Raw genomic sequence first — 23,071 nt, forward strand, 5'->3', positions numbered from 1 at the left:
TTACAAGAGCAAAAAAGGGCATTTAACGCTTGGCAATCGCCAATACCACTATACTGCCAAGCCATATAATAAAGGGAGGTATGGTAACTTCGAGGAGGAAGCCAAATGGGGAAACATGATGACAAGGGTAATAAATATAAAGTCGAATATTATTGTGAAGGAAAAGATGACGACAAGCACGAACATCACCACAAGCATGACAAGGATCATAAGAAAAAACCGCCATCGAATTCCTGTAGTGTAGAAAGCGTACGGGTATTCGGAACAACGACTACTGATACTGTGTATCCGAAAACCATTAAAGTACCTGTGACGCTTGCAGAGATTTCCGTAGTCGTTGCCGTAGAAGCAAATATCCAGTTGGAAAAGCCAGCGCTGGAAATCATTCGTGTATGGAAAAGTGCAATATTGCAGCAATGTGAACTGGTACCCACGTTTAATCCATACGCGGCAAAGCTTTTTGTAAAAGGGTTCATTCGCAAAAATATTGAGTATACAACCGTTGACCATACCTCAACAAGCTCAGTATGCGGAGATATTCGCCACATGACAGCTATGATTCCCTTTGATTTTTGTACAGATATTACCTTTCCGCAAACTGGACCATCATTACAGCTTTCTCCAGATTTTTCATCATCCGGGGAGCTGATCAATCAAAGCGGGAATGGACCTCTGCTGAACGAGGGGCTATTCGGTAACCGACAAGTTTACAATGAGAAGCCATATTGCGAGTTGGTCTTTACTGAATTCACTGAGCTGGATATCGGTCACAATCTGAAACATGTCTCCGGATTCGCGCAAGCATTTACGTCTGTTCAGGAAAATATTGTACTAAAAGTAGGGCTCAAAGTTTTGCAAATTCAGCAGGTTCCACTGCCTGTTATATGCCCTACACCTCCTCCGCATCCGCCACATTGTAAGAAAAAGTACTAGTTTCATGCCTCCCGAAAGCAGATCATGTAACGGAAAGGATGAAAGATGTGTCCAGGATGCAGGACAAATCTAGGTGCTCTACAAGACACTAACCAAGATGTTAGTGTCTTGTTTATTTTCCATTTATTCCTTTGGTTGCATCGTACTATAATAAGACCAACGTTAATTTTGTATAAATTGGAAATGTGGGATGAGTATGTGGAAAGTGAAATTTGTAATTTGAGGTATGGCAGTTACTTTTGTATAAACGATTTGCCTTTGTTAGACGAAGTAAAAAAAGAGATTGCCATTTGAATGAATCCAGATGGAGAGGACGTTGGTGGTACGATAACTGGTTAGGTTGAAAGGTGTATGTTATTTGTTTTGGTCGATTGAAACGTTCGGATAATTTTCGTTTTAAGTCATGGTGGTGAAAAAAATTACGGGGCTTATACTTTTGACATGGATGGTCGCATCGCGAAAACCCGAATGATCATTTCATTTGTTTTTCCTAAAACCTCTTTCAGAAGGTGATAAAAATGACGGATATTCTGGCGTTGACTCAGGAAAATCTTTTCGATCAGCACATCTGTTGCTCCCTATCAGACAAGGACAATCAAAACGGTGTCATTCTAAAAAAGCATTGGCTAAGCTGCCGCATGGAAGAAGGTCTGGTGTTTAAAAAGCTAGATGTTCGCGGAAAAGTATTTATCGAATACATTCCTGCCGAGTTTGCGTGGGTTCCGATTGAAGCACCAAATTACTTGTTTATCAATTGTTTTTGGGTTGCTGGCAGATATAAAGGGCAGGGAAATGGAGCGAGATTGCTAAACGAATGCATGGAAGACGCGATAGAAAAACAAAAACACGGCATCGTGGCCATCTCTAGTGCGAGGAAAAAACCGTATCTTTCAGATAAGAGCTTTTTTCTCAAGAACGGTTTTGAGGTGTGTGATACAGCTCCGCCTTACTTTGAACTCCTGGTAAAACGATTCGAAACCCAAGCCCCTGAACCGAAATTTAAAGCAAATGCTAAAAAAGCAAGAATCGATCAAACAAATGGGCTCGTTGTCATATATACCGATCAATGCCCTTTTACCGATTACTACGCGAATCAAGAGCTTGATGAAATCGAAAAAGAATTCCGAATCCCGGTTACAAGAATCAAAATAACCAGTAGAGAGGAAGCGCAAAATGCTCCATCACCGTTTACAACATATACGGCTTATTGGAATGGAGAGTTTCTAACACACGAGATATTGAACAGGAAGAAGCTTGAGGCGTTGATAAAGAAGGGGCTGGGATAGTAACCATGGGCGTTGCATATAACCTGACCTGCAATCACTGTACATACAAGCAGAATGTATTTTTAGGCATAGGTTTCCGATACGTGTATGTAACGGATATTCTGGAATGGTACGAAGATTCCGTAGGCAAGGAACGTATACGTGAATTTAGTAAGGACGAGAGTACCAAACACGTTTGTTATGATGGTCTTTATGTATGTAATGAATGTAAGTTCTTGTTAAATGCGGTATATTTGCACATGGAATCAGATTCCGACTCATATACCAATAGCTATGATTGCCCCCGCTGCTCAACAGTCATGCCTTCAAAGCCGATAGATGAAGAGATTGAGGTCGTGGTCCTGGCTTGTCCTGGTTGCGGCAATGAAAAGCTGACATGTCAGGCTTACATGGATTGGGATTAGGAGAGTATCGGAATATCGAGTTTTCAATGATAGCTTTACTTAATTGAGAGGAGAATTGAAATAATATGAACATTTGGCCAAAACCATTCTCTGATCCAGAAAAACTAAAGCAGCAGTTGCTCGGTTTAAGTGCGCTCGATATTATCCTGTGCTCAGAAGACTGGCTGCGTAGGTATCAATTTTTTCCGCAATGGGATGAAGGTGTAACGATGGCGAGCATCAGCAACGGCTCCGGAGATGATATGTACATCCTGTTTGCTCCCGAAGGTGTTATCGTAAAAGGATTCGATCATGAATCTGCGATGAGTCCGCATGCCCGAGACGATTACGAGGTATGGCCGGGCATTTACGACCAGGTACCTTCTGCACTTCTACATAGGCTGGAGGACGAGGCGCTTACAAAGGAAGACGTCACTTTTTGTTTATGGAGGGAGCCAGGTGACGCCGAGTGGAGAACAGGGGATATAGCGAATCCAGAACAACTCGATGACGGATCAGATTTTTTACTAGGCATGATTTATGAAACAGCGGAGGATTACATAGAGTGGGCCGAGGATTATTACGAAATCGAGCTTCCCGTAGATGTGGTGAAATCAATTTTTCAGAGTCATATGATCATTGAAAAAGCCATCTTGAAATTAAATCCGGAACGAAATGCGGAGTTAGCCGTAAAAGAATTAGAAGCGATTTGTATTTCTGTAAAGCGTGAGATCCAAAGCTGACGATAAATCGCGAGTTGTTCGCAGAACGGAATTGACACGGAACTGCCTATACGTAAAAACAAACAACTGAATGGAGCTGTAACCATATGCCAAAAGGCTTTTTTTCTCAAGGGATCGCTGTTCTCCTGTCTAAACCTGTATCGATTCACAGCATAGCAAAAGTACTGAAGGAATCGTTTGAAATTACGAATGTAAACGACTCAACCGAACAATGGGTGTTTAGCGGACCTAGCCTGCTCATCCCATATCGCCCAGAGGAAAACGGATATATTCAGGTGGATGTTGTAGACAATCCTTGGCCGGACGGAATGGGAGATCCAGCCGAGGATACGACTCTATTTGGTGCGTGGACGATGGGCTTTTTCGGACCTCATACGTACCCGCAAAACCTGGAGCGGGCTGCACAACAAGCATGGGGTTATCCGGAGGGGCGACAGGCTGTTGCCGAGCATACCGCGTTCATCCGCGTGCGTTCAAGCTATACACTTGGCCAGGTAGACGATCAGGCTCCCATGCTACCAGAAGATTATGACCCCTTCCCTGAGCTCTTGTTTGTAGGTGCAGTTGCTGAGGCCTTGCTTCAAATGCCGGAAGCGCTCTGCTACTTTAATCCAAACGGAGAGTCACTCGCTTCAGCAGAACTGATGCATGAAATGAAGCAACGCCATGAAGAGACACAGCTGCCTCCACTGGAGCTATGGTCCAACGTCCGTTTGTTCAACCTGCCAGAAGAGTGGCTCATGATGGATACAGTTGGTATGCTGCAATTAGATGCGGTCGATCATGAGGCGATTTTCCATCAAGACGCATGCGATCCGAATGAAGTGGCAGGTTTCCTGCGAAATATTTCCAACTATGTGTACGAGAATGGACCTGTTATTAAAGAGGGCGACACGACAGATGGTCCGGGTGGAATTCGTTGGCAAAGTACTTTGCTGGATGAGGGCTTGACGAACCCGCCGCGTGGGGTGATCAGATGGTACCCGCTCGATGGAAGAGAAAAACCGGCTGGCTTGGAGTAGTATGGTTTGCATACCTTAGTCAAAAGGGAGGTCGCTATGGAAATCTTGTCAAGGATCAAAGATATTTTAGCCAGTAATATTAATGCGCTGTTGGATAAGACCGAAGACCCGGAGAAAACCATCGATGACTTCATGAGGAAAATAAACAGCGATCTGGGGCAGCTAAAAGCAGAGACTGCATCTGTGCTGGCGAACGAAAGAAGGACAAAAAGCGCGCTTGATGAATGCAGCGCTGAGATCAGAAAGCTGCAGCGTTACGCTGAGAAGGCGGTGGAATCCGGAGATGAGGACAAAGCCAGATTGTTCCTGGAGAAAAAGGCTACGCTGGCAGAAAAAGAAGTCCAACTTCAAGCTGCTTATCAGGCAGCAGCTTCAAATGTCACTGGCATGCGGCAAATCGAAGAAAAGCTGCGTGCGGACATTGGCGAGCTGGAAGCGCGCCGTACGAAGCTGAAGGAGAAGATTGCGGCAACGAAAGCTCAGCAAAGCTTGAATTCACTCAGTTCTCCGCTGGGTGGCATAGAGAATGCATTTGACACCGTGGAGGAAAAGGTAGACAAAGCCTATAACGAAGCTATAGCCATTACCGAGCTTCGTATGGAAGCAAAGGACGATTTTGACGAGTTGTTTGCAGAATTTGAAAAAAGCTCCAAAACAACTGCTGAAGATGAATTGGCTGCGCTAAAAGAAAAAATGAAAAAGAAGGATTAACCAGCTTCTTTTAGAGGTGAGCGGATGCAAGTTATTGATTTCAAATGCCCGAATTGTGGCAGCGACATGGTTTATGACAGCGAATCAGGAATGCTGTCATGCCATAGCTGCGGGAGAACCGACGATATTAAGCTGATGCCCGATCCACTGAAAAGAAATGTTTTTTTAGAAGATGAGGCTACCGAGTACCATTGTAAAAGCTGCGGAGCAGTCGTTATCACTGATGCGGATACGACAGCGACGTCTTGCTCTTTCTGCGGTTCTGTCATAGTCCTTGGCGATCGATTGACGGGGAAGCTGGCTCCAGCCCTTGTCATCCCCTTTTCCATTAGCAAAGAAGAAGCGATGCGGGCTTTTCGAAAATGGTGTAGGAATGGTCGCCTGACGCCAAATGGGTTCATGACAGCGGATCGAGTAAAGGGTATAACCGGGATGTATGTCCCCTTTTGGCTCTACGAGTTAAATAATGCCGTAGAGGTTCACGCTCATGGGACGAGGGTAAGCACTTATACAAAAGGAGACTATCAGTATACAGAAACGCAGCATTTCGATGTCTACAGGAAGATTCGCTTGAATTATGTCGATGTTCCAATTGATGCCTCGGAGAAAATGAACGATGAACTGATGGATAAATTAGAGCCATTTCCTTATGATCAGATAAAAAGCTTCAAAACGGCCTATCTGGCTGGTTATGTTGCTGAAAAATACAATTTCGATGAGAAGGAGCTTTTTCCACGGGCAAAAAGTAAAATTCACCCGTTCATCGAAGAGTATATTCGGTCTACGATGACACAATATACCACAGTGAATTACACCAATAAGCAGATTGATACAAAGCTCGGGCATGCAGAGTATGCACTTTTGCCAGTGTGGGTGTTGCACTATGATTACAATAAACTGGAGTATACGTTTGCGATGAACGGTCAGACGGGCAAGGTAGTTGGTAAGCCGCCTATTAGTAAATCCAAAGTGATAGCTTGGTTTGCGGGCATCTCCGCCTCGTGCTTCCTTTCGCTGAAGCTGATTTCCTGGATGATGGGAGGCGGGTTTTGGTGAGAAGGAGCGGCTTGATTTTGTCGGTAGTCTTTTTCTTCTTCGCTGTTTTTCTTGCCTCTCCGATGGGAATGAAAGCGGCTGTGGCAACTACGTCGGAAGGGAAACAACTGATTTTTGATAAAGCGGGGTTATTAAACCAGGAGGAATACAAAGAGTTAACTACGCTTGCGAAACAGTATGGGGCACATCGAGAAACGGACATTATCATTTTAACAACGAACAATGATGTTAATGGCGACGTTATGAAAATGACGGAAGACTTTTATGATGAGTATGGGCCAGGCTATGACAAACCTCACGGCAATGCGGTTATTTTGACGCTGGACATGAAAAATCGAGAGGTGTATCTGGCTGGATTTTATAAAGCAAAGACGTATCTCGATGACGAGAGGCTTGATAAGATACGAATCAAGATTACCTCGGATTTGACAAGCGGAGATTATGCGCTAGCCTTCCAAACCTATATGCAGACAGTCGACAAATATATGGGGTATGAACCAGGTGTAAACCCTGATAATCCACTATTTAATGTGTGGGTTCAATTGGGAGCCTCACTCATCATCGGAGGGATTATTGTCGCAGCGATGGTCATCCGTTCGGGAGGCCGTATAACCATTAATCGAAGAACCTATGAGGATGCGAGCACATCAGGAATTCTCGATAGACGAGATCAATACATTCGAACTACGGTAACGAAACAAAAGATTCAAAGACAAGAAAGCAATGGCTCGGGCGGCGGCGGTGGTGGCGGAACGACTAGTGGCGGACACTCGCATAGCGGAAGCCGAGGATCTTTTTAGCTGGAAAGGATGGATTTAGAATGTCTTTTTTTGGGAATCAATTTGCCAATGTAGTAGAGTGGGAAGAGTTTAGAGATGACATGATTTTTTGGAAGTGGAGCAATCGGGAGATCAAAAAAGGCAGCAAGCTAATCATCCGTCCCGGACAAGACGCGATTTTTATTCATAACGGCAAGGTCGAAGGGATTTTTGAGGAGGAGGGAGAGTATCAAATTGCCTCCGAAATCATTCCGTTTTTATCTACATTAAAAGGGTTTAAGTTTGGTTTTAATAGCGGGATGAGAGTCGAGGTCTTGTTTGTAAATACCAAGGAGTTTACGGTCAAGTGGGGAACAAAAAATCCGGTTCTAATCCCTACTCCACAGCTCCCTGGGGGTATGCCGATTCGGGCGAACGGTACCTTCAATTTTAAAGTGAACGACTACGTCACCTTGATTGACAAAGTTGCCGGGGTAAAAGAAAGCTATCTGGTAGAAGATGTGAAAATCCGGATTATTTCCGTATTGGACCAATTGCTCATGAAGTGGATCAGCAGAGAAGGCAAAGATATGTTTAATCTACAAGCGAATGCGTTTGATATTGCCAAAGGGATTCGAGAAGATCTTGACATGCAAGTGATGGATATCGGAATGACGATCACAGGCTTCCAGGTCATGAGCTTCAACTATCCACCAGAAATACAAGATAAGATCACAAAAGTTGCCTCCTACGAAATGGTCGGCAATCTGCAAAAGTATCAACAGATTGCTATGACAGACGGGATGGCATCTGGAGATGTAAAAGGTGGTGGGGCGGCTGCAGACATGGCGGGCATGATGATGGGGATGAACATCGCAAACGAAATGATGAAAAACATGAATGCGAATCAAAAACCATCCAGTGATAAGCAGTCAGAACCGAATCCTGCACCATCAGCATCGTCGTCAGAGGGAAAGAAACCGAACTTTTGCCCAAACTGCGGTACGAAAAATGAAGGGGCGAATTTCTGCCCGAATTGTGGGGAAAAACTGGGATAAGTTTCAAAATAGTTATTGCTGGAAAGTACTAGCGTGACAAATGCCCCCGCGGCAGCACAATCCTGCACAACGTAGACAGACCCAAGTACCCAAAAAGCGGATACAAGAACATCAAAAGCTGGCTATACCCAATGAGGCAAAGCACGAATGCCGAGGAAAAGAGAAAGAGGTACAGACGAGATTCGGGGATGTTTACCAGCTCACGCAGCTGTTGCCCAATCCCGAACACATTCGAAATCAATGTGGTAAAAATCTCAGAGTATAGAACAAACACAAAGAACAGCTGCAGCCACTCGTTCCATTGCTCGGTAACAAACAGGATCGGGATGTCCATAAAGCGAACATCGTTCCAATTGGCAAGCATGGCTGTATGTACAACAAGCAGCATAAAGCCGAGGACAACACCGCCGATTACCGCGGCACGAAGCAGGATGACTGGTTCGCGAATCGCATAACCGATCGGGATTAAAACAGATTGCGCCATCGCTAGATTGAAGGACACATACAGGACCGTTTTCCATAGAAATTCATAGCTGACAGGAGCTGCGATCGGCAGCGGCGAATCGACCGTTCCATCTACTAATATGAGCAAGGCAAACAAGAACATAGACGGAACGACGATGGCATTTACGATCAGCAGCTGATCCAGCCCTTTGCGAAGGATCAGGAGAGCAAAAAAGGCAGTAGCAATCGTCCCTGCCAAATAAGGAATATGGAATTGCTCCTCCAGAACAGAGCCAGCTCCGGCCAGCATCACCGTAGTGACGCCAAATAAGGTAAGAAAGACGAGAATATTCATCGTTCTGCCGATCAAAGGACCGAACAGCTTTTGATTGAACGATTCGTACGAGGGTGTACGCAGCGTATGGGCCAGCCACATCATTTTATAGCCGAGCCAAACGAAAAACGCTGTAGCGATTAGGATGCCAATGGTTCCCGCATGGCCATAGGATGTGAAAAAGGCAAGAATTTCCTGTCCACTCGCAAAGCCAGCCCCCACTACTGTCCCAATGTATGTAGCGGCGACCTGTATACTTTTTCCCCACAACTTCATACGGTGTGTTCCTTTCCAAATAGGATGCTAGTACAAGTGTATGAGCCACCAGCAAAAACAGAATTTGATCGTAGAAAAAAAGGCGAACGGTGCAAAATAGCCACCATTCGCCTTTTCAAATAGATAGGCGTACTCTTATAGGAGAAACATGGCAACAATAGTAGTGACGAGCAAACCAATGGCCACGGGATATAGATTACGTCTCGCCAGTTCGAACGGATCTACTCCACAAATTGCAGCAGCGGGGATTAGCGCCCATGGTATAATCGTGCCCCCGCCTACCCAAATAGCTGAGATTTGACCAAGGGCGGTCAAGGTTGCGGCTCCTGCACCTAAAGCTGTAGCAAAAAGCTGTGCTAGCGAGCCAGCAAGAGTAATGCCAGAGAAGCCAGAACCGTCCAAGCCTGTAATGACACCGACAGCAGACACGGTGAGAGCGGCTACCTCTTTACTGATCGGGATGGCTTGAGCGAGGGCAACACCCAAGTCGTTCACAATTCCGTGCGACCCACTCGGCAAGACCTCACCGAATACTTTGAGAAAGCCGCTATCTCCCATATAGAAAAAGGCTGCGATCGGAATGACAGGACCAAACACTTTAAAGCCAAATTGAAAGCCTTGGATCAAATGCGTGGTTACTTGTTCGAGACCTTTTTTCTGATGCGCGAGCATAGTTGCGATGATCAAGATCAACAAAGCGGTTCCACCGACAAGTGCAGTCGCATCGCCCCCGCGTAAATCAAACGCAAACATGGCTACCACATCTAGCGCGAAAAGAATCGGCACGAAAAGAGCCAAGCTACGCCTCACACCATCTCGCAAGGGAACCTTTGCAGATGTAAAAACCGTATCCGGTATGGATGTGTCCTTTCCGGGTGCAGGAACAATCCCGATTTTCATGTCCTTGCGCAAATACCAGAATGCAGTGATCGTCGTTACTACCCCCATGACGATGACAAGCGGGATGCTCGCTGAAATCACGTCATTTACGGGAATGCCTGCTGCTTTTGCAGTTAATGTCGGAGCGCCCTGAATGACGAAATCTCCCGACAGAGCGATTCCGTGACCAAACAGGTTCATCGCAACTGCGACCCCAATCGCTGGCAAGCCCGCCCGCAAAGCAACCGGCAGCATGACGGCCCCAACCAAGGCTACTGCAGGCGAAGGCCAGAAAAACCAGGAAATGACCATCATGACAATACCGATGACCCAATACGCCAGTGTTGCATTCCGAACGAGGTGTGTCATGGGCCTGATCATGGTTTCGTTTACACCAGTATCTGTTAGTACATGACTCATTGCTACGATGATACAGATCACGAGGATCGTCGGTAACAACTCCGTAATCGCATAGATAAAGCTGCCAAAAATTCCGCCGATTGCTGTCGTGACAGAGCCTGTCGCAACGAGCCCAAGAAGCGCAATGCCAACGATACTGATCAGACTTGTGTCCCTTCGCATCACCATCATGAAAATAATGCCGAGCACGAACAATACATACAAACCATGAAGCCAAGCAAGCTCAATCCCCATGCGAAACCCTCCTTTTTCTGTACTCCGTCTTGCAGCCTTTTGCCACAGAATATGCGTCAGGGCAGATATGGGTGAGTGCACAGGCGGGAGGAGGATAATCCTTGTAGATAGAAAACTGGCATTTTTGTCCACATTATGCCACTATAAGAAAACGACTAGGACTCCAATCAAGAGGGGGGAAGCGGCGTTTTTTCTTACTTCTACCATGAGAGTGAGGGCGCCTATTGCTATGAACACACCAACACCTATTCAACGAAAAATGGACCAGGCCATCGAATTACTAGAACGCCGTTTTCTGGAGCGTAGCGAGCTCATTCGCTTGCTTATGCTCGGCATGATGAGTGGAGAAAATGCTCTCTTAATCGGACCACCTGGTACCGCAAAATCACAACTGGCTAGATCAGTCTCGCAGCTGTTTGGCTCTGAGCACTGGTTTGAATATTTATTGACCCGTTTCACGACACCTGATGAAATGTTCGGTCCTGTATCCCTGCAACAGCTCAAGCTCGATCACTATGTGCGTAAAACGGATGGGTATCTACCCGCTGCACAGTTTGCTTTTCTGGATGAGATTTTTAAGGCAAACAGCGCTATCCTGAATGCTCTTTTGTCCATCTTGAATGAACGAATTTATTTCAATGGAAGAGAGAAAGAAGCAGTACCCTTGCAATTTTTAATAGCAGCCTCAAATGAGCTTCCAGACGAGGACGAGCAACTGACAGCGCTGTACGATCGCTTCTTGTTTCGCTATGAAGTCAACTATTTGCAGCAGGCATCCAGCTATGAACGCATGTTTTCGTTGCCAACGACGACATTGCCAGTCGTTTTTTCGTTGTACGATGTAAAAGATATTCAGGCTGCAGCCCGGCAAGTGAAAATCCCCGAGCCGATCATCTATTTTCTCTACCGGTTGAAGCAGGAATTGGAATCGAAAGAATACATTTTGTCCGATCGTCGCTGGAGCAAAATTGCTCATGTATGGAAAACATCGGCTGCCCTGCATGGCCGTGAAGAGGTAACGATCTGGGACACAGTTTTTACACCGCATATGATGTGGGATGCTCCTGAGGATTTACCGGTGATGAAAGAACTGTTTGAGCTGCAATTTACAGAAATGCTCAAAGTTGAGATGGAAACTGACTTGCCATTGCTTCGTTTCCAACAAGTAGCGGATAAATGGCGCGAAAAGGAATCGGAGCTACATGCCTTCCAATTTAAAAAAGAAGTAGGGGCAAAGCTAGGGAAGGATGCTTTGGAGCGTAGTAGACATTTGCTTGAACAAAGTCGTATCGAGCTTGAGGAAGCAGCCAAAGACCTCCGTAACCGCCTGATCCAGTGGCACCGTCGCGAAGAGGACTTGCAGCCTTTCGTTCTGGAAAAAAATCGCCTCATCCACAATGTGGAAAAATACACGGTCAAGTATGCCTACCTGCGGGTTGAGGGAGAACGGATCTTGCAGCAGCTGCAGCGTACTTATCGGACGGTGTTTGACAAGGAAATCGCTGGGACTGAGTACGACTTTACACTGTAGGAGGTGCGAGTCATGATTATTCGTGCCAGCGGTGTAGATCGGTATCTCTTTGAGAATTACCTCAAGTCATCTCGAACTGCGCAGGAATGGGTGGAAGAGGCACGCGCACACGCTTCTTGGTTTGATCTGGAGCTTCTCGCAGACTTTTTTCTCGTTTTTTATCTCGAAAAGGCTGAGGTTGATCAGACACAGGAAGCAACACCGTTCCATCATTGGATGATTCGGAGCTTGATGAAGCAGTACTTTACAAAAATGATTCAGCCACGGACGGTTGGGCAGGAGAGTGCTGCTTTTAAAACAGCGATCAAAGCGCTTCTCTGGTTAACTGAGACGTTTCACAAAGAAGTGAAGGAGCGTGAAAAGGATAACAAGCTTACTCCGCTTATTGCTGGACTCCAGCAGCAGCTAGGACAGGAAGGCCAGCAGCAAACCCAGATGGCAGAGCTTTTGTCTGAAAAGCAGATGGAGAAGCTTCAATTGGTTGGCTATACACTTCAGCAAGGGAAGCGCATGGTTGAAGATAAGCAGGAAGCGATCGACACCAAGCCACTCGTGAAGGCGGAAGTCAAGGCACTCCAAGAGCGGATCGCGAACCTTCGCGAAGAGATGAGCGTACAGTTTACCAAGCGGACGAAGCTTATGCAAAAAGTGAAAAAGCTGGAAGACGAGCTCGCCCAACGCGAAAAGCAGCTCGATCGTCTGCACAAGCAGGAGCGGGAGGCCGTAGCTGCTTTTGAAACCGAGCTGGGGCAGTGGCTTGAGCAAGCGCTGAAGGAATCGTTATCAAAAGAGGATATTGACAGCCTTTTTGTAAATGATCTCGTTACAGCAAGTCAGCGCTTTGCCAATCGTTCTTGGGGACATGAGCTGGGCAAGCTTCGGAGACAGAGCTTTGAGCATTATATGAAATGGATGGAAAAGCTAAAGCGCCATCCCGACCTGATCGCTTTTCTCAATGAGGTGGGGAGAAACGTTCATCATTTTCGAGTTCGACGCAAGGAAATTCGTTCCAAGCAGCTGCCCGAGGAATATTACGATTTGCGTCAATCAGGGGATATTGCACACATGCTCCCTGGGGAAGCGGTACTACTCGCCGATCCGGACTACGAGAGCTACTTTATGCTCAAATGGCTCGAGCAAAAGCTGATGACGTATGATACGTCTGGATGGGTTGAGCAAGCGCCAAAAGGGCCTGTTATTTGCATGCTGGACACCTCCCACTCAATGCGCGGTCATAAACTGAGGCTAGCTCAGCTTTTCGTGATGACCTTCGGGGCTCTTTCGATGCTGGAGAAGCGAGATTTTGTCCTTCTGTTGTTTGGAGCAAAGGGTGAGCTTCGTGAACAAGCTCTCTATTATCGAAAGCCTGACTGGACATCGTTTTACAATCTTGCGCAAATGGCTTTTGGCGGAGGAACTCATTTTGATGCTCCGATGAAAAGAGCCATCGAAATGGTCGAAGGTCAAAAATCGATGCAGGGTGCCGATTTTGTTATGGTTACGGACGGGATCGGTGGAATTTCTCCTTATGTGCAAGAAAAGCTTTCTAGTCTTGGGCAGCGAAAGCAAATTCGTCTCCACAGTCTAATTGTTGGCTCTGCTCGTCAGCATCTTATCCAAGAGTACGATATACTAGGGGTCTCCCACCGGGTACGTTTTGCATCCACTTGGGAAACGGATGGGGAAGAAAATACGGGGCTTCTGCTTGATGTTTTTCAGTCTGCTAAATAAAAAACCAAAAAACCCTGATTCCGCCAAAGACTTATGTAAGATGGCTGGTCAGGGTTTTTTATGCGTACTTTTGCTTGGTCGTGTGTAGGGGCTAGCTGACTCTGCTTGCCATCGTTCTTCCAAATTCCAGCTCGTCAAACTTGCTATGAACAGTAGCACGATCGTATTGCCAAGCTGCTTCCTCATAGGAAAAATCTACTGGGACATCACGAATGATCGTTGCGAGCCTTTGGCTGAGGTATACCAGCTCGCGATGCTCTTCCAATTTGCTCCGCATTTTCGGTGTGCAGCTATCCAGATTGGTGTATAGGTTGTCCAAATTACCGTGCTCGGTGATGAGCTTTGTCGCTGTTTTCTCTCCGATCCCCGGACAGCCTGGAATGCAATCAGAAGCGTCGCCCATCAATGCTTTTACATCTACTACCTGCTCAGGAGTGATTCCGCGCAAGGCCAAAAGACTCGCAGGATCATAGTGTTCATGCTTTCCGCCATTTTTTAGTATCTTTACGCTCACATTCTCAGAAACAAGCTGGAGGCTGTCGTAATCGCCTGTAGCAATAATCACTTGATGTCCGTCCAACGCGAGGCGAGTACTTACCGTGCCCAAAACGTCATCGCCTTCAAATCCAGGGCACCCCAAATTTGGTACCGAGAATGCCTGCGTTACTTCCTTTACTAAATCAAACTGCGGGATCAGCTCATCCGGTGCTGCTTGTCGGTTCGATTTGTAGCCATCGTACCATTGGCTGCGAACCAAGGACTCTCGTGAAGCGACATCCCAGCCAACAACGAGATGGGTAGGGCGTACCAGTTCAGCGTAGTCCAGCATCATTTTTGTGAAGCCATACACGGCGTTCGTGTACACCCCGGTAGAGGTTTGGCGATATCCACCTCCCCATGCCGATCCATAAAACGCGCGAAATAAAAAGCTCATGCCATCAATGAGCAATACTTTACCTGACTCGTTCACAAAAGCTAACTCCTCTCAACCTAAGCTATAAGCTATACGGATCATTATAGCATAATGCTTGCCCACAGCTTTGACAGATATTACATTTCGCTATCGATGTATGGATGGCGAATGTGGTGGGATGATAGTAGCACAAGAGGTAAACAAACACCTCTTGTACAACAACTTCCGGTCTCGAAAGCGAGAAGCAGTAATGCCGACGGTTTCATAGCCGTCCAGGAAGAAAAAAAGCGTCGGGAGGAATCAATCATGGCTAACAACAACTCTGGCAGCAACAACCTGGTAGTTCCTCAAGCGAACCAAGCTTTGGATCAACTGAAGTATGAGATTGCATCTGAGTTTGGTGTAAATCTCGGACCAGACACAACTTCTCGTCAAAACGGATCTGTTGGTGGCGAGATCACGAAGCGTCTGGTAAGCTTCGCAGAGCAACAAATGGCTGGTCGCTAAGCCTAGCCTCTACAAGTAAATAGCTGGATGTGGAAAGGTCCCTTCTACGGGGCCTTTCTGTTTATTGTAGCCCTTTTCTTCCTGTTATAGTGCAAACACACAAGCACATCCGCGGACTAGTCATATGGTGTAACGAACAGTAATCTATCTTTGTTTGTACATCGGAAAGGAGTGACAAATTCGCGGATGAAACGAAAAGAAGTGAAACGACTCTTAAAAGATAACCCTGAGTTTGAGGCGTGGGTATCTGAAGATTCTATGCGTGTCACGGCGGTGCGTAAAAATCCCGGAATGGCCGAAGAGATGTTCAAGCAGTGGAATGATCGGAAAAAAGGCAAGCTGGATTTTGATACCATTTCGCAAAAAACGAAGCGGGCGAGTGAAATGCTGACCGGGGTGCAATCCATCATGGATATGATGGCGGAATATACCAAAAAACTGTAAAACCATGTTTTTTGCCAAGAAGGCTTCCTATATAGCCTTCTTTTTCTTTTTCATTTCGAGTTGTCTTTTGTTATACTGGAAAATGGGAGGGAACGTGCTATGTTACATTCGATGGTCAGTTTCATGTTGGTCGCTGCATTGACTTTCGTTTCGGGGACAAGCACGTACGGCCAGGTGGTAGAGGGTGCTCAAGTTCAACTGGAAAAACAACAGCCATCGCTGAGCGTGTCGCCAGCCAGTACGTATCCGGGCGATGTTATTTTTGTGCGCAGTAAAGAAGCGCAAACAGTTACGCTGTTTTCGCAGTCCTATCCTCTACAGCCTTCTCAAGGAGAGTATACCCGCTTTATTCCGATCCCATTTAATGCGAAGCCGGGATCTTATCAGGTGCAATCTGCTGATAAAAAGCTGTCCGTTTCACTAACCATTTCACCTAAAAAATTTGAAGTCGATTCCATAACAGTCAGTCAAAAAATGAATCAAATGCGTCAAGACACAGCTCGGATTAACGCGGATCAAAAAAAGATCAATGCAGCTAGAGCTGCTTCTGCCAAGTCTGCATACTTTGACGGACCTTTCAAGCAGCCTGCTATTGGAAAGCTTACGACTCCATTTGGTTATCAGCGAGTCGTAAACGGAGTACCAGCCAATCGACACGCAGCAATCGATATCGCAAACAAAACGGGTACGCCAATCTGGGCTAGCAATCACGGTAAAGTTGTTTTGGCGGATTCGCTGTACTTAACTGGTAATACGATTATCATTGATCATGGCTTAAACGTCTTTTCAATCTATGCTCATATGTCCAAGCTCGAGGTTAAAACCGGGCAAGAGGTAAAGCAGGGACAGGTGATCGGGCAAATGGGCACCACAGGTTTCTCCACAGGTCCTCATCTTCATTACGGTATGCTGATCGGGAATACGTACGTGAACCCACAGCCGTTTTTTGAAGCATCACCTTTCCTCTGGAAGTAAAGAGAGGTGTTTTGCAATGAGAGCTACACATGTGCCAAGCAAGGTTTTGAACAATATGGTTCATTTTTTGGCACCTTATGAACAGGCAGTAGAAGAATTAAAGTTGAAATTAAAAGGGATCAAATACGGCTTTCTCAAAAGCGGTCGATATTCACCGATTGAATTTGTCGTAGGTCGGGTAAAAAAAGTAGATAGTCTCTTGAAGAAAGCAAAGGAAAAAGGCATTGATTTTCAAAATGCACAGTGGCAGGACGAGGTTGCTAAAGAAGTACAAGATATCGCAGGTCTGCGTATCGTTTGCCGCTATGTAGACGATGTGCGAGAAGTGCAGCAGCTTCTGCAGGAGCGGGAAGATATTACGATTCACGATATTAAGGACTATATCGCTACTCCTAAAGATTCTGGGTATCGTAGCATCCATATGATCGTTTCCTATACCGTTTACCATGGAAGCGAAAAGAAAACGTTGTACTGTGAGATTCAAATTCGTACGCTTGGGATGAATTTCTGGGCAACTAACGAACATGAATTACGCTACAAATACGATGGGAATATCCCGTCAGATGTCCTACAGCAGCTACATGAAGCTTCCGTAATCACTCATCAGCTGGATGTGTTGATGAACAATTTGCGGCAGGAGATTTTAACGCCTGCTGAGGTGGACTCGACACTCGAGGAAAAGCTGGAAGAAATTTTTTCCTTGTACGTCAAGCAGGACTTAGAATTGGCAGCCGCACTGTATCGAGAGCATGTAAGTGGTTTTGAAGAAGCTTTTGCGGATAATCCCAAGTTTAAAATGATTTATGACCTGTTAGGTAAGCGCCTTAAGTAGGGAAAGATAACTTCATACGAAACAAAAGCCATCTGTAAAATAGCGACAAGCAAGGAAAGGATATTGACTACCATGCGTTTTTTTCTAACGAACCTTCTCGTTGTGGCCACGCTTCTTTGGAGCTGTGACCTGCCTATGGCTTTTGCTGAAGAGGGGCAAGCACTCTCACCGGAAGCCATATTCGGAGAATCAGCCGTTTTGATTGATGCTACAACCGGACAAGTCCTGTTTGAAAAGAATCCCCATGAAAAGTTGTACCCTGCCAGTATTACCAAGATCGCAACTGGGATTTATGCCATTGAGAAAGGAAACCCTGATGATATTGTCACGGTATCCAAAAAAGCACGCTATGAAGAGGGAACTCGGGTATACCTGGGTGAAGGGGAGCAAGTCACTCTGCGAAAGCTAGAGTACGGTCTATTGATGCATTCTGGCAACGATGCTGCTACCGCGATTGCTGAGCATATGAGCCAGACGACGGAGAAATTTGCCGAGGAACTGAATGCTTACCTTCAAGAAAAGGTCGGTGTCACGGAGACTCATTTTGCAAATGCTCATGGTCTGCACGATCCGGATCATTACACAACAGCTTCTGACATGTCCAAAATCGCTCAGTATGCCATGAAAAACCCTATCTTCCGTGAAATCGTCGGTACGAATCGACTTCCTTGGGACGGAAAAGAGTGGAAATCGGAGCTGATTAATCACAACAAGCTATTGCGTGATTATGAAGGAGCGACTGGTATTAAAAATGGTTTTACGGATCAAGCCATGCACACGCTAGTTGGATCGGCTAAACGAGGAAACACGGAATTGATTGCGGTTACAATGAAAGCCGCATCGAGTCCTTATGCTTATAAAGATGTAACGAAGATGCTAGACTATGGTTTTGCAGGGTTTGAAACGAGACAGATCGCGACACGTGGTGCGGCTTACACTGAGTCAGCTGTTCCAGGTAACGACGCTGTTGTTACGTATACGGCAACGGATGATCTGTATGCAACCGTTCCGATTGGTAGTGAACCATTGGTTGAATTAACCAACGATGGACAGCTCTCGGTTCAAGCGGGTTCACTCTCTGCATTGTATCCGTTACATCGTAATTCACCACCTGCTGCACCTCAGCGGGCAGCAGAAGCTCCGTCAAACGAACAAGAGCATCCATTCGCTCGTTATGGTCTCATGTTTGTCTGGTTAGGAATGAACCTCTTTTTGATCGCATATACCTTTAGGAAAACAAGAAGACATAGACGTATGAGGCAGCGCTCATTACAACGCCGTGCATACTGACTGCACGCGATATATTCCCACTCAAGGGACGAAGAACTTTTCTTCGTCCTTTTTGTTGCTATTGTCAGAGTCAGCAGATGGGTATAGGTGCCGTGTCCGATTGTCGTTTGACAGCGTAAAGTAAGAGTATAACGAATTCTCTTGAGAGGGAGGGATGAGATGGACAGCCTAGACAATGCTCTTCCGGATGTGTCTGTCATCATCCCGTCTAGTGACGAATCCTCGACGATCCAAAGGACCATTCTATCAGTAAAAATTATTCAGCCGCCCTTAGAGGTAATTGTCGTTTGTCCTGGTTTGACATCCCGTACTACTCGCCACGCACTTGCAGCAGGAGCCAAGGTAATTCATTCGTACGCATCCGTTACGTACGACGAAGCAAGGGCGTTAGGTGCCTTGCACGCAAAGGGAGAAACGATACTTTTTTTAGAGGAAAAAAATAGCGCCTCTAAAGCGCTGCTGAACAACATCATAGACGCTTCGAGAAAAGGCTGGGACCTCGTCCTGACAGCCTATTCATCCTCACCGTCAAAACGAAAACAATCCGCACAACGACTGGCTGCTCGACTGCTTAACCATATGAGTGGGAAAACAGAATTGGAAGCGGCCTCTTTGTGCTTTGCTCCATATGCATTGAACAAAAATGCACTAAGGAAAATTGGCCATCAAATGCTTTGTACACCACCTCTTGCGCTTGCGTGCGCAGTAGAACAGGGGCTTTCTGTTACAACCGTAACGCCCCCTTCTACTTGGAGACGGTACGCAGGGAAGCATAGCGCTATGAAGAAGCAAACGCAGCTGATTTTACAGGAACACGCGGAAGCAATCTGTTACCTCATGCAAGATAAAGGACAGCGCGCAGGCTTGCCTGATGGAGAGCGGTTTCGAGTATTATTACAGGCCCCTGAATTGCTTCACTTGCGCTCCGTTTTCAATCAGGGACCTAGTGAAAGGGAGGTGGATGGATGGGGTGCCAAACGCAAAGCGAAGCGCTCGTCCCCCAAGAAAGCAGGGAGGAGAGCGCATAAACAACTCCGAAAAAAGTGAAAACCAAAGCAAGTTAAGCGTCATTCTTGGTGTATCCCAATCCGAGAAGACTTTGAAAAAAATATTGAAGCAGGTTGAAAAGCTTTGTCCGAAAGAAATCATCGTGGTAATGAACGGAAGCAATGATCGCTCCATTGATCTTGTCTTGTCTTATTCCACGTACGCTCTCAAGATTTATATATATCCATTTGCACTCGGAGAAGATGTGTGGCGCTCTATTGGTGCCCGTGAAGCGAGTGGCGATGTATGTTTATTCCTCGATACGGATACAATTGTTCAAGCCGAGGAGCTGCAGCCTTTTGCCATGGCGTGTTATAAAGGGGTTGACATCGCCTTGCAGCGGTCCCGGAATAGGATCATGGATGGAGCACAAAATATAGAGACAATCATGCTGGCGAGAACGTTTTTAAACAATTTGCTCTCCCGAGACGAATTAGGCACGTCTTCCATGTGCGATTTGCCTTTTGCCATTACTCGGCAGGCAGCTGCCCAGATCGGGTTCCAGCATCTGCTTGTTCCTCCTTTGGCGCATGCTATAGCAATTGATAGAGGGCTTCGTATTGAACGCTCTCATCGCGTCAAGGAGGCAGTAAGTGGAGCAAAAGGAAGACAGCCAGAAGGAAAACGAGCATGGCGGGAGCTCACTTGCTTGGGTGACCATATGGAAGCCATCCACTATATTACCGAACGAAATAACCATCTGATTCCATAGAAACAAAAATGAAAATGTGCCGATGACACAGTGTGCGTGCATCGGCTCTTGCAACTTTCATTTTGCAATGTTCGGTTTTTGTAGTACGATATTCTGGTAGGTAATTTTTTGAAAGTAAAGGGGCAATAAACATGAGTATTCATATCGGGGCAAAGGAAGGCCAAATTGCTGAAACGATCCTGTTACCTGGCGATCCGCTACGTGCCAAATACATTGCAGAAACATTCCTAGAGGGAGCAGAATGCTATAACAACGTTCGTGGCATGCTGGGCTTTACTGGTACATACAAGGGAAAACGCGTCTCTGTACAAGGTACAGGTATGGGCGTACCGTCGATTTCCATTTACGTGAACGAGCTGATGGAATCGTATGGTGTGCAAAACTTGATCCGCGTCGGAACATGTGGGGCGATTCAAGAGGACATCAAAGTTCGCGACGTCATCATTGCCATGAGCGCATCGTCGGACTCACAGGTGAACCGCCTGCTGTTTAATCAGATTGATTTTGCTCCTACAGCAAACTTTGATCTATTGCACAAAGCCTACCAAGTAGCTACTGAGCGTAACATGTCTGTAAAAGTTGGAAACATCTTTACGAGTGACAGCTTCTACCGTGAGAACTTCGATTTGTACAAAAAATTGGCTGCTTACCAGGTGTTGGCTGTAGAAATGGAATCTTCCGCATTGTATACACTAGCAGCGAAATACAAACGCAACGCTTTGTCGATTCTAACGGTTAGTGACCACATTCTTACGGGCGAAGAAACAACCTCCGAAGAGCGTCAAACGACATTCAACGAAATGATCGAGGTAGCACTAGAAGCAGCTTTGAACAAATAAGCACTAGGAATCAGATATCCCGCTGGCAGTAAACGTCGGTGGGGTGTTTTCTATTTAAGGAGGAGCATTGCATGAGTGTTACGTATCCCAAACTATTTGAAACAGCGTTCGTGGAAGATACGGCGTTTGAGCAAGATAACTATGAATATCGTCTATATCGCCAAGATCTTGGACATCTGCAGGTAAAGACGGGAAAGCTTATCGCTAACGATCCATTCGTCATGTTTGAAACGGAGCCGTTTAAGGAGTCGTTTCCAAAAGGCTCGTTTCCCGTTCAATTGGCCATCGCAAAAGTATCTCCAACGGCTGCTTCCTCTGAGGCGGAGGTACAGGACCCAGATGAGCGCGTAGCTTTTGCGAGAATTGTTTTTGCAGATAAGCCGGTTGTATCCTGGAAGATGGCAATTTGGGAGAACTCCGATGTCTCGCAATTGGCTGCAAACGAGTTTTTTGGGTACGGAGTAGACTCAGGAACAGGCTCCTTTATGGATGAAAGTGCCTGTCAGCTTCTTGAAAAGAAGATGGACAAAGACGACACGTATGTAGAACAGCTGTCGAAAGAAATGGATCATATATATAAGCATACACGTTCATGGCTGACCAAAGAAATCGGTGAAGGGAACAACATCATGATGTTTTCGACCGGTTGGGGAGATGGAAGCTACGCGAGCTATATTGGTTATGATGCAAATGGAGAGATTGTTCGCTTGGTGACGGATTTTTACCTGTTCGACTGGATGGAAATCGCGGGAGAATGAGGTAGAAGGGAAGAGAACTGCGAGTTTTTTTATCTTAGAACATCTAAATAGCTCCATACACGACGAAGCAGAGTGCCGCCCTTTGGCACTCTTTTCGTTTTTATTTTTTCTTGGTTCGCTCTAAGTAAATAGCCAGGTTGTTCAAAGTTTCTTCGTAAGATCTTTTCTTTGGTGTGGAAGAGGGGGTTTTCGCTTTTGTCTTTAGTTTTGTCATGGGGAGAGCCTCCGGTCATTTTTAAGTATAGTTATCTTAATTATAATATAAGTTAAAATACAATATTTGTAAATAGCGTTTTTTAAAAATATTTAATTTTTTTAATTGAATTGTATTTTGCTGATTATTGGAATTTTGGGTATGTATAAACGGTGGCTTGATAGATAATGAGGATTTTTGGTTGGATTAGAGATTTAAGCTTCGGGGGTTTGGATGCTATAAAGTTTATCGTGATCTTGTAGCCTGATCCGGACGGCAATTACGAAACGACTTATGAATATATGGTTTGTGTATTTGGATGAACACTTATGACGAGTGTTGACCGCATGTTTAAGCAGCGGATACGTAACTTCGGAGAAAGTCTTTTGAGGTGTTTATAGATGTACATGCCAGCTGTAATGAACACTTTTGTATGTTTCTTGAGATAATGCGGCAAATAGGTGGCTACTCTTCTTGTCATTTCCCTATTTCATTTTGAGTCCGATAATATATATTATGTAAACTTATAAAAAGAGCAAGTGGGACAATAACTCAAAGGTCTTGGTTCCGATGATGTCTGTTGACAAAAACATAGCTACATAATTGACATAAACATGGCAATTATTCTGTTCCAGTGTGAATGCTAATCTAATTCTTGACCACCTAGTGGTATAACGCTCATAAAAAAATTGACCACCTGAACACCTCTATCCTGTATCTTGGAGTTGTCGAGACAACAAGATATGGGAGGAAAGGAAATGC

23 protein-coding genes are annotated in these 23,071 nt (G+C 45.7%); 20 read left to right on the forward strand and 3 right to left on the reverse strand.

All coding sequences use genetic code 11. The annotated features are described in order from the left end of the window. The first annotated feature begins 105 nt into the window (after positions 1 to 105). From C3B52_RS12700 to C3B52_RS12740, 9 genes are all read left to right on the forward strand, one after another. The gene (locus tag C3B52_RS12700; RefSeq protein WP_201264878.1) at positions 106 to 933 is read left to right on the forward strand and encodes a CsxC family protein; all 828 of its coding nucleotides are present in this window, start codon (positions 106 to 108) and stop codon (positions 931 to 933) included. Positions 934 to 1,451: 518 nt separating this feature from the next. Further along, on the forward strand, positions 1,452 to 2,219 hold the full coding sequence (locus tag C3B52_RS12705) for a GNAT family N-acetyltransferase (protein WP_103106448.1): 768 nt from the start codon (positions 1,452 to 1,454) through the stop codon (positions 2,217 to 2,219). A gap of 5 nt (positions 2,220 to 2,224) precedes the next feature. Beyond that, positions 2,225 to 2,623 carry a hypothetical protein gene (locus tag C3B52_RS12710; RefSeq protein WP_103106449.1) on the forward strand — a complete coding sequence of 133 codons (399 nt, stop codon included), beginning with the start codon at positions 2,225 to 2,227 and terminating at the stop codon, positions 2,621 to 2,623. A 65-nt stretch (positions 2,624 to 2,688) separates the two neighbouring features. Then, positions 2,689 to 3,345: a hypothetical protein gene (locus C3B52_RS12715; protein ID WP_103106450.1), complete on the forward strand. Its 657-nt coding sequence runs from the start codon at positions 2,689 to 2,691 to the stop codon at positions 3,343 to 3,345. Between the two features lie 86 nt (positions 3,346 to 3,431). Next, positions 3,432 to 4,367 carry a DUF4261 domain-containing protein gene (locus C3B52_RS12720; protein WP_103106451.1) on the forward strand — a complete coding sequence of 312 codons (936 nt, stop codon included), beginning with the start codon at positions 3,432 to 3,434 and terminating at the stop codon, positions 4,365 to 4,367. A gap of 36 nt (positions 4,368 to 4,403) precedes the next feature. Further along, positions 4,404 to 5,078 carry a PspA/IM30 family protein gene (locus C3B52_RS12725; protein ID WP_103106452.1) on the forward strand — a complete coding sequence of 225 codons (675 nt, stop codon included), beginning with the start codon at positions 4,404 to 4,406 and terminating at the stop codon, positions 5,076 to 5,078. A 24-nt stretch (positions 5,079 to 5,102) separates the two neighbouring features. After that, positions 5,103 to 6,134 carry a TFIIB-type zinc ribbon-containing protein gene (locus C3B52_RS12730; protein ID WP_103106453.1) on the forward strand — a complete coding sequence of 344 codons (1,032 nt, stop codon included), beginning with the start codon at positions 5,103 to 5,105 and terminating at the stop codon, positions 6,132 to 6,134. After that, positions 6,131 to 6,934, forward strand: coding sequence for a TPM domain-containing protein (locus C3B52_RS12735; protein WP_103106454.1), 804 nt, complete (start codon positions 6,131 to 6,133; stop codon positions 6,932 to 6,934). The genes C3B52_RS12730 and C3B52_RS12735 overlap by 4 nt, the downstream gene beginning before the upstream one ends. 20 nt (positions 6,935 to 6,954) lie before the next feature. Continuing rightward, on the forward strand, positions 6,955 to 7,950 hold the full coding sequence (locus C3B52_RS12740; RefSeq protein WP_103106455.1) for an SPFH domain-containing protein: 996 nt from the start codon (positions 6,955 to 6,957) through the stop codon (positions 7,948 to 7,950). Positions 7,951 to 7,978: 28 nt separating this feature from the next. Here C3B52_RS12740 and C3B52_RS12745 read toward each other — a convergent pair whose 3' ends face one another. Together C3B52_RS12745 and C3B52_RS12750 are read right to left on the reverse strand one after the other, a co-directional pair. Beyond that, complete coding sequence (locus tag C3B52_RS12745; RefSeq protein WP_103106456.1) at positions 7,979 to 9,004, reverse strand: YkvI family membrane protein; 1,026 nt, start codon at positions 9,002 to 9,004, stop codon at positions 7,979 to 7,981. 135 nt (positions 9,005 to 9,139) lie between these two features. Then, positions 9,140 to 10,537 (reverse strand): hypothetical protein, encoded by a 1,398-nt coding sequence (locus C3B52_RS12750; protein WP_103106457.1) that lies wholly within the window; start codon positions 10,535 to 10,537, stop codon positions 9,140 to 9,142. A gap of 229 nt (positions 10,538 to 10,766) precedes the next feature. Here C3B52_RS12750 and C3B52_RS12755 point away from each other — a divergent pair, with 229 nt between their 5' ends. Together C3B52_RS12755 and C3B52_RS12760 are read left to right on the forward strand one after the other, a co-directional pair. After that, positions 10,767 to 12,068, forward strand: a complete 1,302-nt coding sequence (locus C3B52_RS12755; protein WP_103106458.1) for an AAA family ATPase — start codon at positions 10,767 to 10,769, stop codon at positions 12,066 to 12,068. A gap of 12 nt (positions 12,069 to 12,080) precedes the next feature. Then, positions 12,081 to 13,799, forward strand: a complete 1,719-nt coding sequence (locus C3B52_RS12760; RefSeq protein ID WP_103106459.1) for a hypothetical protein — start codon at positions 12,081 to 12,083, stop codon at positions 13,797 to 13,799. A 91-nt stretch (positions 13,800 to 13,890) separates the two neighbouring features. Here C3B52_RS12760 and C3B52_RS12765 read toward each other — a convergent pair whose 3' ends face one another. Then, complete coding sequence (locus C3B52_RS12765) at positions 13,891 to 14,769, reverse strand: 5'-3' exonuclease (RefSeq protein ID WP_103106460.1); 879 nt, start codon at positions 14,767 to 14,769, stop codon at positions 13,891 to 13,893. Between the two features lie 249 nt (positions 14,770 to 15,018). Here C3B52_RS12765 and C3B52_RS12770 point away from each other — a divergent pair, with 249 nt between their 5' ends. The 9 genes from C3B52_RS12770 to C3B52_RS12810 all read left to right on the forward strand — a co-directional run bounded on the left by C3B52_RS12770 (position 15,019) and on the right by C3B52_RS12810 (position 22,116). Next, positions 15,019 to 15,219, forward strand: coding sequence for an alpha/beta-type small acid-soluble spore protein (locus C3B52_RS12770; protein ID WP_103106461.1), 201 nt, complete (start codon positions 15,019 to 15,021; stop codon positions 15,217 to 15,219). A 186-nt stretch (positions 15,220 to 15,405) separates the two neighbouring features. Next, positions 15,406 to 15,663, forward strand: coding sequence for a hypothetical protein (locus C3B52_RS12775; RefSeq protein ID WP_103106462.1), 258 nt, complete (start codon positions 15,406 to 15,408; stop codon positions 15,661 to 15,663). Between the two features lie 99 nt (positions 15,664 to 15,762). After that, on the forward strand, positions 15,763 to 16,638 hold the full coding sequence (locus tag C3B52_RS12780) for a M23 family metallopeptidase (protein ID WP_103106463.1): 876 nt from the start codon (positions 15,763 to 15,765) through the stop codon (positions 16,636 to 16,638). Positions 16,639 to 16,654: 16 nt separating this feature from the next. Beyond that, entirely contained in the window at positions 16,655 to 17,470 is an 816-nt protein-coding gene (locus C3B52_RS12785) for a GTP pyrophosphokinase (RefSeq protein ID WP_103106464.1), read from the forward strand. Positions 17,471 to 17,542: 72 nt separating this feature from the next. Next, on the forward strand, positions 17,543 to 18,760 hold the full coding sequence (locus tag C3B52_RS12790) for a D-alanyl-D-alanine carboxypeptidase family protein (RefSeq protein ID WP_103106465.1): 1,218 nt from the start codon (positions 17,543 to 17,545) through the stop codon (positions 18,758 to 18,760). Between the two features lie 159 nt (positions 18,761 to 18,919). After that, positions 18,920 to 19,807 carry a glycosyltransferase gene (locus C3B52_RS12795; protein ID WP_103106466.1) on the forward strand — a complete coding sequence of 296 codons (888 nt, stop codon included), beginning with the start codon at positions 18,920 to 18,922 and terminating at the stop codon, positions 19,805 to 19,807. Positions 19,808 to 19,829: 22 nt separating this feature from the next. Continuing rightward, positions 19,830 to 20,519: a glycosyltransferase gene (locus C3B52_RS12800; RefSeq protein WP_373419723.1), complete on the forward strand. Its 690-nt coding sequence runs from the start codon at positions 19,830 to 19,832 to the stop codon at positions 20,517 to 20,519. A 131-nt stretch (positions 20,520 to 20,650) separates the two neighbouring features. Beyond that, entirely contained in the window at positions 20,651 to 21,358 is a 708-nt protein-coding gene (gene deoD, locus C3B52_RS12805) for a purine-nucleoside phosphorylase (RefSeq protein WP_103106468.1), read from the forward strand. A gap of 71 nt (positions 21,359 to 21,429) precedes the next feature. Beyond that, positions 21,430 to 22,116 (forward strand): DUF4241 domain-containing protein, encoded by a 687-nt coding sequence (locus C3B52_RS12810; protein ID WP_103106469.1) that lies wholly within the window; start codon positions 21,430 to 21,432, stop codon positions 22,114 to 22,116. The last annotated feature ends 955 nt before the right edge of the window (positions 22,117 to 23,071 follow it).

It is taken from the genome of Brevibacillus reuszeri (assembly GCF_002897295.1).
Lineage (GTDB): Bacteria > Bacillota > Bacilli > Brevibacillales > Brevibacillaceae > Brevibacillus > Brevibacillus reuszeri_A.